A 12,942-nucleotide genomic window follows, 5' to 3' on the forward strand; every position below is an offset into this window, starting at 1 on the left:
GGCTGCCTCCTACTGATGCGCGGACGAGGCCGCGGGCAGGTCGACGGGGGTGCGGGTGCTCTGCGAGGGCACTCCCGTGATCTCCGTACCGCCGCCGAAGACGTACTCGTGCAGCATCCGCCACACGCCGTCCTGGCCCTGCTCGTACAGTCCGAAGGACGTACAGCTCCAGCGGGCCGTGTAGTCGGCCAGCTCCTCGTACGCGCGGTCCATCGCCTCCTCGGAGATGCCGTGCGCCACGGTCACGTGGGGGTGGTACGGGAACTGGAGCTCCCGTACCAGCGGCCCCGACGCCTCCCTGACCCGCTTCTGGAGCCAGGTGCACGCCGAGCCGCCCTCGACGACCTGGACGAAGACCACCGGCGACAGCGGGCGGAAGGTGCCCGTGCCGTAGAGCCGCATCGGGAAGGGGCGGCCCGCCGTGGCGACCGAGGCGAGGTGCGCCTCGATGGTGGGCAGCGTCGCGGCGTCGACCTCGGTCGGCGGCAGGAGCGTGACGTGCGTGGGAATGCCGTGCGCGGCAGGGTCGCCGAAGCCGGCGCGGCGCTCCTGGAGCAGGCTGCCGTACGGCTCCGGGACCGCGATCGAAACGCCGAGCGTTACGGTCCTCCCCACGTCGTTCTCCTCAGTCCGTGTGTGTGCGGGTGTGGCGGTGGTGCGGGTGTGGCGGGTGGCATGTGGTGCCGGTGGTGCGGTGGAGCAATGGTGCGGTGGTGCGGCGCGGGTGTGGCCGATTCCGTCCCCGCGCCAGTGTGGCGCGCACACCGCCCACCTGGCCAGGGCCCTTGGTCAGCAGTACGCGCACGGCGCGGATACGGTACGCCGCCGGCGGTGGCCGGTGCGGGGTGAGCCGTGACGGCCCGCCCCGCACCGGTCGCGCTCAGTGCTTCGCGGGCAGGAAGCCGATCCGGTCGTACGCCTGGGCCAGGGTCTCCGCGGCGACCGCGCGGGCCTTCTCGGCACCTTCGGCCAGGATCGAGTCCAGCGTCTCCGGATCGTCCAGATATTCCTGGGTACGGCTGCGGAAAGGTGTGACGAAGTCGACCATGGCCTCGGCCAGATCCACCTTCAGCGCGCCGTAGCCCTTGCCCTCATACCTCTGCTCCAGATCCGGGATGCTCGCGCCCGTGAGCGTGGAGTAGATCGTGAGGAGATTGCTGATGCCCGGCTTGGCCTCGGCGTCGAAACGGATCTCGGTGCCCGTGTCGGTGACGGCGCTCTTGATCTTCTTCGCGGTGACCTTGGGGTCGTCCAGCAGATTGACCAGGCCCTTCGGCGCCGACGCCGACTTGCTCATCTTGACCGTCGGGTCCTGGAGGTCGTAGATCTTCGCGACTTCCCTGACGATGTGCGGCTTCGGGACCGTGAACGTAGTGCCGAAGCGGGTGTTGAACCGCTCGGCGAGATCGCGTGTCAGCTCGACGTGCTGGCGCTGGTCCTCGCCGACCGGGACCGAGTCCGCCTGGTAGAGCAGGATGTCGGCGACCTGGAGGATCGGATACGTGAAGAGTCCGACCGTGGCGCGATCGGCGCCCTGCCGGGCCGACTTGTCCTTGAACTGGGTCATGCGCGACGCCTCGCCGAAGCCCGTCAGACAGTTCATCACCCAGCCGAGCTGGGCGTGTTCGGGGACATGGCTCTGGATGAACAGCGTGCAGCGCTGCGGATCGAGACCGGCGGCGAGGAGCTGCGCCGCCGCGAGCCTGGTGTTGGCGCGCAGGTCGGCGGGCTCCTGCGGAATGGTGATCGCGTGCAGGTCCACGACCATGTAGAACGCGTCGTGGGTTTCTTGCAGCGCCACATATTGCCGGATCGCACCGAGGTAGTTCCCGAGATGGAACGAGCCTGCGGTGGGCTGGATACCGGAGAGCGCGCGAGGACGAGTGGCCATGTAGAACATTCTCTCAGGTGGCACAGACCGGTCGGGACAGACCGGGAACCGATCTGCGCCGACCGGTGTATCAAGGGCGTGAGGACACGGGAGGGGACCCTGGAGGGGGGCCGCATCCTGACGGTTGCGGATGAGTCGGCTGTGATCACGCGTGTGCGTTCCGGAGAGCGGGAGGCGTACGCGGAGCTGGTGCGCGCCTATACGGGAATCGCGCTGCGGGTGGCGGTGGCATGCGGCGCGGGGGCGGACGCGGAGGACGTGGTGCAGTCCGCGTTCATCAAGGCGTATCTGTCCCTGGGGGGTTTCAAGGACGGTGCGCCGTTCCGCCCCTGGCTGTTGCGGATCGTCGCCAATGAGACGAGGAACACCGTGCGGTCGGCGGTCCGGCTGCGGGCGGTGGCGGGGCGCGAGGCGGCGCTGTCGCGGGGCGAGCCGTTGATACCGGAATCGGCGGATCCCGCGGTGGCGGCGGTGGAGGAGGAGCGCAGTGCCGAGCTGCGGGCGGCGCTGGACGAGCTGAGTGACGACCACCGCGAGGTGGTGGCGTGCCGCTATCTGCTGGAGATGAGCGAGGCGGAGACGGCGCAGGTGCTGGGCTGGCCGCCGGGCACGGTGAAGTCCCGGCTGAGTCGCGCGCTGAAGCTGATGGGCGGGCTGCTGGCGACCGCGCCCGGGTGGGAGTCGGGGCCGGAGAAGGGAGGAAGGGGAGGAGGTGACGGAGATGGGTGACGGCGAGCGGGAGCCCGAGCGCGAGGGTGAGCGCGGCGGCGAGCGGGAGGATCTTCCGGAGGAGCTGCGGGCGCTGGGGCGCGGTATGCGGGTCCCGGATGTCGACGGCGAGACGATGGCCGAGCGGGTGCTGGCGCAGCTCCTCGCCGACGCGGCGCCCGGCCCGGCCTCGGCCCCGGCACCGATAAGGGCTCGGGTGCCCGCGCGGGCGGCGCGCGTGGCACGGCTTCGGCTGCTGCTGCGCCGCAGATGGCGGGCGCTGGCCGCCGGGCTCTCCGGGCTGCTGGTCGTGCTGGTGCTGACGCCGCCGGTGCGGGCGGCGGTCGCAGACTGGTTCGACTTCGGCGGGGTCCAGGTGCGGTACGACCCGGCGGCGACGCCCAGTCCGGGCGCGCCGGTGCCGGGCTGCGCCGATCCGATGCCGATCGAGGAAGCGGAGCGGCGGGCGGGATTCGCGCCCCGGATCCCGGCCGAGCTGGGAGCCCCCGACCGGGTGTCGCTGGACGGGGTGTCGGCGGGGCGTCCGGTGGTGAGTCTGTGCTGGACGGACTCCGCCGGGCGGACGATACGGCTGGACGAGTTCCGGGCCGGTCTGGACATGGGGTTCGCGAAGCAGGTCCAGCAGATGCCCGAGTGGGTGGTCCTGCACGCGGGGGAGCCGAACGAGTCGACGGGCCTGTGGTTCGCCGATCCCCATCTGCTGCGATTCCGGCTGATCGACGACGAGGGCGGGGGCTGGACGCAGTCGGCGCGGACGGCCGGTCCCACGTTGCTGTGGGAGGACGGCGGCACGAGCGGGAGCACGGACGAGCGGCTGACCCTGCGGCTTGAGGGCGTGGCGTCGTTGGCGCGCGCGACGACGATCGCGCAGTCGATGCCCTGACCGAAGAAAGGCGACGGGGATCGGGAACCGGTTCGGGTCGGGCGGTGTACAGGAAGTGACGCGAAGGCGGTCCGGACGGTCCGGGCCGGGCGTCGGCAGGGGGAATCATGCGACTTCGATGTACGAGCAGGGTCGGGCGGCTCGCGGCGCTGATCACGGTCACGGTGCTGACCTGGGCGTTCGCCCCGAGCGCGGTGGCCGGTGGTCCCACGAGCGTGCTGATCAGCTCACCGGACAGCGCGGAGACGGCCTCGTTCTACTACAGCAACGCGGAGTACGAGGCACTGTCGACGGAGCTGGGCAGCGAGCAGATGGGAGTGCTGCCGGAGGGGCAGAAGAAGCCCCCGCCGTCCCTGGACTCGGCGATGGGCTCCCGGCAGATCAATGTGACGTGGATGGCCCACGATGTGCAGCCCTGGCGGGTGGACCGGGTGTATCCGAGCGATGACACCTCGAAGATCTGGATACAGACGTCGATGGACATGTCGGGGACGGACACCGGCGTGTGGCATACGGCGGAGCAACCGGCAGAGCTGCGCGCCCTGTTGAAGAAGATCGGCGTCATGGGCGAGAAGGACACCCAGGGAGCCGGCCCGGTGGTGCCGCCCGCCGGGGAGACGGACGAGGCGGCGGGGGCCGCCGATACGCCCGCGCAGGATCAGGAGCAGCGGCCCGCGACGGCCGGGGCCTCTCCCGGCGGCACGGACGGCTGGTGGTGGGCGATACCGGCGCTGGGGGCCGGAGTGGTGCTGGGCCTGGTGCTGCGCCCGCTGGCGGGGCGGCTGCCTCGCCCCCCGTTCGGACGGGGCGGGGGTGAGCCGCGGTCGGGTCCGCGCCAGGAGCTGCTGGACGTGTGATCCAACCGGACCTGCCTGCGGGGTTGTCTCCCGGGGCACGCCGGGGGCAAGGTTTCTTCGTCCACACTGGCGAGTGACGATAGAAACAGGGGCGCCACCACGCCCTGACCGGATGGCTTGTCTCGATCGAACGGAGAACCCGTGACGACAACGGAGAGTGCCATCGCCTCTGCGGAGGCGCACAGCGCGCACAACTACCACCCGCTGCCCGTCGTCGTCGCCTCGGCGGACGGTGCGTGGATGACCGACGTCGAGGGGCGACGCTTCCTCGACATGCTCGCCGGCTACTCGGCGCTCAACTTCGGCCATGGCAATCGGCGCCTCATCGACGCCGCCAAGGCCCAGTTGGAGCGGGTGACGCTCACCTCCCGGGCGTTCCACCACGACCGGTTCGCCGACTTCTGCACCCAGCTCGCCGAGCTGTGCGGCATGGAGATGGTGCTGCCGATGAACACGGGCGCGGAGGCGGTGGAGACCGCCGTCAAGACGGCCCGCAAGTGGGGCTACCGGACAAAGGGGGTACCGGACGGCACGGCCAAGATCATCGTGGCGGCGGACAACTTCCACGGCCGTACGACCACGATCATCAGCTTCTCCACCGACGAGGAGGCCCGCGCGGACTACGGGCCCTACACGCCGGGCTTCGAGATCGTTCCGTACGGGGATCTCGGCGCGCTCGACGCGGCGATGACGGACAACACCGTCGCCGTCCTCCTGGAGCCGATCCAGGGCGAGGCGGGGGTGTTGGTGCCGCCGCCGGGCTATCTCGCGGGCGTACGGGAACTGACCCGCGCGCGGAACGTGCTGTTCATCGCGGACGAGATCCAGTCCGGTCTGGGCCGGACCGGCAAGACCTTCGCCTGTGAGCACGAGGGCGTGGTGCCCGACATGTATGTGCTGGGCAAGGCGCTCGGCGGCGGGGTGGTTCCGGTGTCGGCCGTGGTGGCGTCGAGCGAGATCCTTGGGGTGTTCCGGCCCGGGGAGCACGGTTCGACGTTCGGCGGGAATCCGCTGGCCTGCGCGGTGGCCCTTGAGGTGATCGCGATGCTGCGCACGGGCGAGTATCAGCAGCGGGCGGCGGAGCTGGGTGATCATCTCCACCATGAGCTGGGGCTGATGGCGACCGGCGGCGCGATCGAGGCGGTGCGCGGCCGGGGGCTCTGGGCGGGGGTGGACATCTCTCCGTCGTACGGCACGGGCCGGGAGATTTCGGAGAAGTTGATGGACCGGGGGGTGCTGGTGAAGGACACCCATGGGTCGACGATCCGGATCGCCCCGCCGCTGGTGATCAGCAAGGAGGACCTGGACTGGGGCCTGGAGCAGTTGCGGGGGGTCCTGGCCGCCCGGTAGGGCGTCGGACCGGGGCGGTGGCCGGCGTCGTCGGCCACCTGCCCCGGACGGCCGGCGGCCCGGCGGCTACAGGATGACGTGCGGGAGGAAGCGGGCGTACTCGTCCGTGATCAGGTCCGACGATTCCCGGATGCCAAGGCCGGCCGCCTCGTTCTCGACCACCCAGGCGCCGAGGACGACCCGGTTGCCGTCGAAGTCGGGCAGCGGCGCCAACTCCTGGTAGCAGCAGGCCGCTTGGCGCACGACCGGGGGGTGGCCGGGCTCATGGATGGCGACTCCGGCGCCCTCGCGGCCGAGCAGGGGTTTGGAGACATAGCCGCCTTCGGCGGCGAGTTCACGGGGCCCGTCGAGATAGGCGGGCAGCAGATTCGGGTGGTCCGGGTTGAGTTCCCAGAGGATCGCCAGCAGGGCCTTGTTGGAGAGCAGCATCTTCCAGGCGGGCTCTATCCAGCAGGTGCTGCCCGTGCCGCCGCCGTTGTCGAGGGTGTCGAGCACCTGGGGGGCGAAGCGGTCCGTGGTCAGCCACTCCCACGGATAGAGCTTGAAGCAGCTACGGATGAAGCGCAGCCGGTCGTCCACGAAGCGGCCGGTCAGCTTGTCCCAGCCGATCTGTTCGACGGACAGGGCCTCGGTGTCGAGACCCGCCTGCTGGGCCGTCTCGCGCAGATAGGCGACGGTCATCAGATCCTCGCCCAGCTCGTCGCCGTCGGAGTGGGCGAAGTGCACAGGACCGGGAGGAAGGAGGTGTGCCTGGCGGCGCCAGGCATCGACGAGCCGTTCATGCAGGGAGTTCCACTGGTCGGCGCCGGGGAAGCGCTCCTCCATCCAGAACCACTGGGGGCTGGCGGCCTCGACCAGGGAGGTGGGGGTGTCGGCGTTGTACTCCAGCATCTTGGCCGGGCCGGTGCCGTCGTAGCGCAGGTCGAACCGGCCGTAGATGGAGGGCAGTTCGTCGCGGCGCCGCCAGGACTCGGCGATCAACGCGGTCAGTCGGCGGTCGGTGATGCCGAGGTCGGCGAAGCGGTCGTTCTTCACGATGTACTCGGCGGCGGCGAGGCACATGGCGTGCAGTTCCTCGACCACCACTTCGAGAGCCTCGACCTCGGGAAGGGTGAAGACGTAGTAGGCGCTCTCGTCCCAGTAGGGACGCAGGGAGTCGTCCGGGTAGCGGGTGAGGGGATAGACGAGCCCCTGCTCCTCCACCGTCCGCTGCCAGTCGGGGCGTGGCTCGATGGTCCGACGCTGCATCATCGCGCGCTGACGCCCGCTCAGCCGCCGCCGGTGCCCGAGCAGCCGAAGCCGCCGCGGTCGACCGCCGACTTGTCGAAACTGCCCCCGCTGACCTGGCCGTCGGAGCTTTTGCCACCGTAGTAGTACGAGGCCCTGACCGAGCCGTCGCTGTCACAGTCGGAGTTGGACAGCTCCTCATAGGTGGTCCGGTCGGCGCAGCGCTTGTCCGGTTCCGAACCACAGGAGGTGATCGTCAGTGCGAGTATCCCCATACCGCCGAGCACCACCGTGCTCGACCGCAGCCTGCGTTGTCTTACGGCGGCCATGGCCCCGTCCTCCCCCGTCTGCCCGGTCGATCCTTCGACCCGTCAATCCCGTGCTCGCGCACACATTAGATGCCCGGCCGCCACGCCCGACAAGCGGTCCATGAACTCGCCTCCACCAGATTCCCTTTGCGTCTTTTGGTCCGTTACGGCACAGCCGCCGCACCGCGGCCGGAAATAATCGTTGTCGTCGCGATCAGCCCCTCGGGCAGGATGCGCAGACTCGCCGTACACGAGGAGAACGATTCACCATGTCCGCTGTTCCCGCCCGCCCCGCCGATCCGAACGTGATCCATCCGATGCCCGACCAGACACGGGTGGTGCTGCTGAAGCCGCTGATCACCTCCGAGTTGATCGAGGTCGGGGACTTCTCGTACTACGACGATCCGGACGAGCCGACGGCGTTCGAGACGCGGAACGTGCTCTACCACTACGGGCCGGAGAAGCTGGTCATCGGGAAGTACTGCGCGCTGGGTGAGGGGGTGCGGTTCATCATGAACGGTGCCAATCACCGGATGGACGGCCCGTCGACGTTCCCCTTCCCGATCATGGGCGGTTCCTGGAGCGAGCACTTCGACCTGATCACCGGGCTGCCGGGCCGGGGGGACACGGTGGTCGGCAACGACGTCTGGTTCGGCTACCGCAGCATGGTCATGCCCGGTGTCCGGATCGGCCATGGAGCGGTCGTCGCGTCGGGCGCGGTCGTCGTGGACGACGTACCGGACTACGGCATCGTCGGAGGCAATCCGGCCAAGCTCATCCGCCGCCGTTACGACGACGCCGATGTCGAGCGGCTGCTGGCGATCGCCTGGTGGGACTGGCCGATCGAGCACATCACCACGCATCTGCGCACGATCATGTCGGGCAGCGTCGACGCGCTTGAAGCGGCGGCCCCTTGAGCCCCCGTCCAACCATGCCGGTTCGGGTATGGCCGAGCGGCGGTTACGGCAGTACGCGGCAGAGCGCGTCCAGGGCGCCCGCCCAGGCGCTGTCGGTCGGGGCGCCGTAGCCGATGACCAGCGCCTCGCGCCCCGGTGGGACCGAGGGGTGCCGGAAGTCGGAGAGCCCCTGGATCGCCAGGCCCTGCCAGGCCGCCGCCTCGGTCATCTCGCGTTCGTCCGTGCCCGGCGGGAGTTCGACCACCGCGTGCAGCCCGGCGGCGATGCCGGTCACCCGTGACTCCGGCGCGTGTTCGGCCAGCGCCTCGACCAGTTGGTCGCGCCGCCGGCGGTAGCGCAGCCGCATGGACCGCACATGGCGGTCGTACGCGCCGGAGGAGATGAACTCGGCGAGCGTGAGCTGGTCCATGGCGCTCGGCACCGCCGCGACATAACCCTTCGCCTCGGTCACCTCTCCCACCAGCGCCTTGGGCAGCACCATCCACGCCAGCCGCAGCCCCGGAGCCAGGGACTTGCTCGCCGTACCCATGTACGCCACCCGCTCCGGGTCCAGGCCCTGGAGCGCGCCGACAGGAGTAGGTCCAACACCCTGGGACCTACTCGGGTGCGGACCGTTTCCGCAGGTCACTGGGGATTACGCATGGCTGCGACGCGACAGGCCCGACCGTCCGGGAGACCTTCCGTCCCTACTGAGGGCATCAGAACATCGAATCCATCGGGGACGCAGCATGAATCCAGGCACTTCCTGGTCCCTACAGAGAGCACAAGGACATCGAGTCCAGCGGGGGCGCGAGGTGAATCCCAGAATTCAGTGCTCCTTACTTACGCTGTGGGGACAACCGAGCCAATGGGCCTACAAGGAGTTGAATCCCGGAATTCCACCGGCCCTACTACGTACGACCAGACGTCACGCCCGGCGAAGGCACAGGAGGTATCCAGGATCCTGACGCTCTCTACAGAAAGAGTGAACGGTAACAACGGCGCGGCGGACACAGGGCCGTTTGTGGATCTGTTGCTCAGAAAGTCCAAGGTGGTTCGCGAGGGGGAGCGCGCGCTGTCCATTCGTGCACAGGAGGAACGGGGCCGTGCGTGGGCCGAGGAAAACGGGTACTGCGTTCGTAGGGTCTGGAAGGAGAATCTTTCTGCGTGGTCGGATGTGAAGCGTCCGAAGTATGACGCTGCCATGTCCGCAGTGCTGAACGGTGAGGTTCCGTGCCTGTGGGTGTACGCGCTCGACCGGTTCAGCCGTAAGGGCGCCGAAGCGGTCGTGCCGATCCTCGGTAAAGCCCGCGTCATCTTCGACTATGAGCGTCTTGATTCGATGGACGAGCGGGACCGCCGTTGGATCATTGATCGTGCAGAAAACGCGCGCGAGTACTCGCAACGCCTTTCGTACAACGTCCGGAGTACAAAGAACCGGCAGCGCAACGAGGGCCGTTGGCTCGCCAAGGCACCGTTCGGGCTGACCGCGAACCCGGACACACGTCGGCTCTCGCCGGACCACACTCCCTATCTGTGTATCGTCAAGGGGAGTAAAGAACTCTCACGGTGGGAAGTCGTCACCCGAATTTTCAACGAGATATCCGGGGGAACATCCTCACGGGCACTCGCCCGGAAGTTCAATCAGGAAGGCATCAAGTCGAGTACGGGCAAGTTCTGGCGTGCTGACAGTATCCGGGCGATTGTGATTCACCCGGTGTACGAGGGGTGGCTTACGGTGTCGCCCGGCGGGAAGTCACACAAATCCCCAGTGGCCTACGTCGACGGCAAGGGCGAGCGGATGCGCTGTGTTGAGCGGGACATGGTCGCCGACATGATTCCGGCGGACGTTGCGGCCCGTGCCCGGCGCGTGCTGAGCGGAAATCAGATCGTGGACAACACCAGGGTCGAGGGTCGGGCCGTTCACGCCCTGAGCGGGAAACTACGGTGCGTGTCGTGCGGACACGCGATGGTGCTTGACGGGAAGTCGTACAACTGCCAGCACCGTGCCGCAGGAGGCGCGTGCCCCGGTCCGGCGTCCGTGTGGCGTCCGGCGATTGAGCGGTACGTGGTGGAAGCGTGGTCGGCGCGCCTGCACGCGGCGGAAGACCATGACCCGCTGCTGATAGCCGCTGCGGAAAGGTGGCACGCACTGACCCGTCCCGACGAGAGCGGCGTGATCAAAGAGGCTCAAGCCGAACTGCTCGCCGCTGTGGCCCAACTCGACAAGTTCCACGCGGATGACGCATCAGGCTGGTACACGGGCCGTTCTGCCAAATACCGAGTCCCGCACAAAGTCGCAGCGGAAAAGCGTCTCGATGCTGCCGAAGACAGGCTCAGTGAACTGACCGTGGGCCGCGTGGATATCACGTGGCTTATCGAGGGTCGCGCGGCTGAAGTGTGGCAGAACGCGGACCCGCAGATGCGGCGCGATCTGCTCGGCCTCGCTATCGACAGCGTGACCGTCACCAAATCCCCAGGACAGGGGAAGCGGTTCAAGGGCGACGAGCGCGTCACTATCGTGTGGGCGAAACCCGAGAGTGGGACTGGCGAGTTCGAACAAGCGGCGTAACAGGACAGTGTGATCCTGCGAGAGCCCCGGAGAGTCCAAAACAGGCTTCCGGAGCTCTCGTATGCGTTCACGCAGGCAGGCGCAATGCGCCGAAAGTTACACCGCAATAATCCACAACCGAGAAGGCTTCACGACGCATTACGCCGTCCACCGAGCCGCTATACGACGTCTTACGCCACAGGAGAATCATGGATACGACGCAATACACCGACCTGGTGAACACCCTTCGCCATGCCGAGTCCGCCACGTGGGCTCTCGTCGGCTCCCACGGGGAGCGTGCGGCGGAAGCACACCAACTCACGGCTAAGGCCCTGAGAGCCGCTGAGACCCTTTCTGCGGCCCCCGCGTGCGCGCGGCCCGACTGCACCAACACCGTTCCCTACGGGGGCCGTGGGCGCCCGCCCCGGTTCTGCTCACGCGGCTGCCGGGAATGGACCGCCCGCCGGGCGAAGCGGCACCGACAGCGGAAGGAGTGACGAAGGGATGCTGTGTTACGTATTTTTTTGACGCGTAACGAAAAATAGAAAGAACCAAGAAAACTTGAGAAGAAACAGGAACCGTCACCACGTCATCGGATTCCGTAACGCACCCCTCGAAGGGAGCCCCCCTTGGGCTACTACGCACCCGGCAACCGACTGTCCAACTGTGGACGCTGCGGCGAGTACCTGACCGGCAGACAGGAACGCTACTGCTCTCCCGCGTGCAGACAGGCAGCACACCGCGCCGGACGGCGGACCACGTCCCGCCCGCCAATGAAGCCGTGCCCACTGTGTGGGGAACTCTTCGAGGTCTGGCACCCGCGCAAGCGGTACTGCGACTACAACGAGGAGGCGGGATACGACTGCATCAACGCCCAGGAAGACCTCGTGGAAGCCTCTGAGTTCGCGCTGGAGGCTCGTAGACAGGCATCGTGCGCCCACTGTGGCGAGTCTGCCGGTTGGACCGGGAGGGGTCGGCCCAAGCGGTTCTGTACGCGCCGCTGTAGACAAGCCAACTACCGCAAGCGCCGAACGCGGCAAGCCGTATAGCGGAACCAGATCCCCCCTTGCACGGCACGGGGGATTTTTCATGCCCGAACACAGCACACATGGAGTCACATCGTGAATGAACACCTCAGCCAGGCCGGTTTTCTGGACGGCCCGCGCAACAAGGACCAAATCCGCGCCGACGCATGGAAGTGGGACGAGCGAATGGAGGCGCTTGCCACGTTGAAGGAATCGCAGCCTGAGACGTTCGACCACATGGGGATCACCGCCCGGATGAGTCTTGGCTACTACGAGAACAACAAGAAGAACGCGGCAGATCACGGGCGCAACGTAAACAAGGGTGGTAAGTGAGCATGACTGCTGAAATCGAAAAGGCCGCCGACCGGGTCGCGAAGCTACGCGCACAGGCAGAAAAGGCATCCGCCCCGCTGGCCGATGCCGAGGCACAGTTGAAAGAGGCACAGGAAACGGAAGGCGCCCGGCGTGCAGAGCGCGCAGCGGCATACAACCGAGACGTTGTCGACACATGGCAGGCGAGAGCTGATGAGGCTTCACATTCTGGTGACGATGCTCGGGACCGGTTCTTTGACGCCCTGTCTGCCGAGCCGTGGTTCACTGCCTTTGTAGAATTCCGTGCCGCCCGGCACAAGCGCGGCCACATCCTGACGGAAGCACAGCGGGCTCAGAGCGCATTGGGCGAAGTAGTGACCGTGCCGGAACAGCGCTGGTACCAGGCAACTCTATTGGAAGACATTGTCTCCCACGCGGACAAGAAAGCCGCCGAACTTGGCGCCGTCTTCGACCACGAGCTGACCGACAAGCGGGAAGCCCACCTTTCCGGTAAGGACTGACGATGGCCACAGATGCTCTCGACCCCGGACCGGACGGGGATTACCCGTACTTCCCGCGTGACGCGGAAGGTAATCCCGTATGGTCCGACGCGACGGGGGAAAACCAGGAACGCGGAACGATGATGCCGCGAGGTATTCAGCTCATGCGGGACCCCGCAAACCCTGGCCGGCTCATCGCCGTGGACATCACGCCATATCTGCCGGACGGGACTCCGATTGATCCCCCGGCCATCCCGCCGGACGGCCCCCATGCCACGTAAGCCCCGTACCCCCTGCCCCATACCTGGATGCCCCGAACTGACCACAGGTGGCCGCTGTACAGCCCATCAGAGGGAAGCGAACACCGACCGCGCCTCACGTGGTGGCGCCGTCTACACGACCCGTTGGCAGCG

Annotated in this window: 12 protein-coding genes and 1 pseudogene; 8 read left to right on the forward strand and 5 right to left on the reverse strand. The window is 67.6% G+C overall.

Translation table 11 applies throughout. From position 1 onward, the window contains the following. Nucleotides 1-9: 9 nt before the first annotated feature. The gene (locus tag OG329_RS14550) at nt 10-615 is read right to left on the reverse strand and encodes a 2'-5' RNA ligase family protein (RefSeq protein ID WP_405795472.1); all 606 of its coding nucleotides are present in this window, start codon (nt 613-615) and stop codon (nt 10-12) included. A 265-nt stretch (nt 616-880) separates the two neighbouring features. Next, the gene (gene trpS / locus OG329_RS14555; RefSeq protein WP_405795474.1) at nt 881-1,891 is read right to left on the reverse strand and encodes a tryptophan--tRNA ligase; all 1,011 of its coding nucleotides are present in this window, start codon (nt 1,889-1,891) and stop codon (nt 881-883) included. Between the two features lie 78 nt (nt 1,892-1,969). Here trpS and OG329_RS14560 point away from each other — a divergent pair, with 78 nt between their 5' ends. From OG329_RS14560 to rocD, 4 genes are all read left to right on the forward strand, one after another. Then, nucleotides 1,970-2,620: an RNA polymerase sigma factor gene (locus tag OG329_RS14560; protein ID WP_405795475.1), complete on the forward strand. Its 651-nt coding sequence runs from the start codon at nt 1,970-1,972 to the stop codon at nt 2,618-2,620. Next, nucleotides 2,613-3,503, forward strand: a complete 891-nt coding sequence (locus tag OG329_RS14565; protein WP_405801840.1) for a hypothetical protein — start codon at nt 2,613-2,615, stop codon at nt 3,501-3,503. The genes OG329_RS14560 and OG329_RS14565 overlap by 8 nt, the downstream gene beginning before the upstream one ends. A gap of 107 nt (nt 3,504-3,610) precedes the next feature. Then, the gene (locus tag OG329_RS14570; protein ID WP_405795477.1) at nt 3,611-4,360 is read left to right on the forward strand and encodes a hypothetical protein; all 750 of its coding nucleotides are present in this window, start codon (nt 3,611-3,613) and stop codon (nt 4,358-4,360) included. A gap of 141 nt (nt 4,361-4,501) precedes the next feature. After that, entirely contained in the window at nt 4,502-5,710 is a 1,209-nt protein-coding gene (gene rocD / locus OG329_RS14575) for an ornithine--oxo-acid transaminase (RefSeq protein WP_405795479.1), read from the forward strand. A gap of 66 nt (nt 5,711-5,776) precedes the next feature. Here the strand turns inward: rocD and OG329_RS14580 are convergent, their stop codons facing one another. Next, on the reverse strand, nt 5,777-6,958 hold the full coding sequence (locus OG329_RS14580; protein WP_405795480.1) for a glutathionylspermidine synthase family protein: 1,182 nt from the start codon (nt 6,956-6,958) through the stop codon (nt 5,777-5,779). Between the two features lie 20 nt (nt 6,959-6,978). Continuing rightward, on the reverse strand, nt 6,979-7,266 hold the full coding sequence (locus OG329_RS14585) for a hypothetical protein (protein ID WP_405795481.1): 288 nt from the start codon (nt 7,264-7,266) through the stop codon (nt 6,979-6,981). A gap of 248 nt (nt 7,267-7,514) precedes the next feature. On the opposite strand from OG329_RS14585, the gene OG329_RS14590 reads away from it, so the two are divergent. Next, complete coding sequence (locus OG329_RS14590) at nt 7,515-8,162, forward strand: CatB-related O-acetyltransferase (protein ID WP_405795483.1); 648 nt, start codon at nt 7,515-7,517, stop codon at nt 8,160-8,162. A 43-nt stretch (nt 8,163-8,205) separates the two neighbouring features. Here the strand turns inward: OG329_RS14590 and OG329_RS14595 are convergent. Next, nucleotides 8,206-8,736 (reverse strand): annotated as a pseudogene (locus OG329_RS14595) (aminotransferase class I/II-fold pyridoxal phosphate-dependent enzyme); the annotation flags it as partial. Nucleotides 8,737-9,126: 390 nt separating this feature from the next. Between OG329_RS14595 and OG329_RS14600 the strand changes: the two are divergent. The 3 genes from OG329_RS14600 (at nt 9,127) to OG329_RS14610 (ending at nt 12,550) form a co-directional block, all read left to right on the forward strand. Beyond that, entirely contained in the window at nt 9,127-10,713 is a 1,587-nt protein-coding gene (locus tag OG329_RS14600) for a recombinase family protein (RefSeq protein ID WP_405795484.1), read from the forward strand. 1,100 nt (nt 10,714-11,813) lie between these two features. Beyond that, on the forward strand, nt 11,814-12,050 hold the full coding sequence (locus OG329_RS14605) for a hypothetical protein (RefSeq protein WP_405795485.1): 237 nt from the start codon (nt 11,814-11,816) through the stop codon (nt 12,048-12,050). A 2-nt stretch (nt 12,051-12,052) separates the two neighbouring features. After that, a complete protein-coding gene (locus OG329_RS14610; RefSeq protein ID WP_405795486.1) occupies nt 12,053-12,550 on the forward strand; it encodes a hypothetical protein in 498 nt (165 codons plus the stop codon). The last annotated feature ends 392 nt before the right edge of the window (nt 12,551-12,942 follow it).

The organism is Streptomyces sp. NBC_01506 (assembly GCF_045040295.1).
In the GTDB taxonomy this organism is placed as follows: domain Bacteria; phylum Actinomycetota; class Actinomycetes; order Streptomycetales; family Streptomycetaceae; genus Streptomyces.

Coding starts and splice junctions, on each gene's coding strand:
- trpS (WP_405795474.1), bottom strand. CDS start 1,891: ATGGCCACTCGTCCTCGCGCGCTCTCCGGTATCCAGCCCACCGCAGGC.
- OG329_RS14565 (WP_405801840.1), top strand. CDS start 2,613: ATGGGTGACGGCGAGCGGGAGCCCGAGCGCGAGGGTGAGCGCGGCGGC.
- OG329_RS14570 (WP_405795477.1), top strand. CDS start 3,611: ATGCGACTTCGATGTACGAGCAGGGTCGGGCGGCTCGCGGCGCTGATC.
- OG329_RS14580 (WP_405795480.1), bottom strand. CDS start 6,958: ATGCAGCGTCGGACCATCGAGCCACGCCCCGACTGGCAGCGGACGGTG.
- OG329_RS14585 (WP_405795481.1), bottom strand. CDS start 7,266: ATGGCCGCCGTAAGACAACGCAGGCTGCGGTCGAGCACGGTGGTGCTC.
- OG329_RS14590 (WP_405795483.1), top strand. CDS start 7,515: ATGTCCGCTGTTCCCGCCCGCCCCGCCGATCCGAACGTGATCCATCCG.
- OG329_RS14610 (WP_405795486.1), top strand. CDS start 12,053: ATGACTGCTGAAATCGAAAAGGCCGCCGACCGGGTCGCGAAGCTACGC.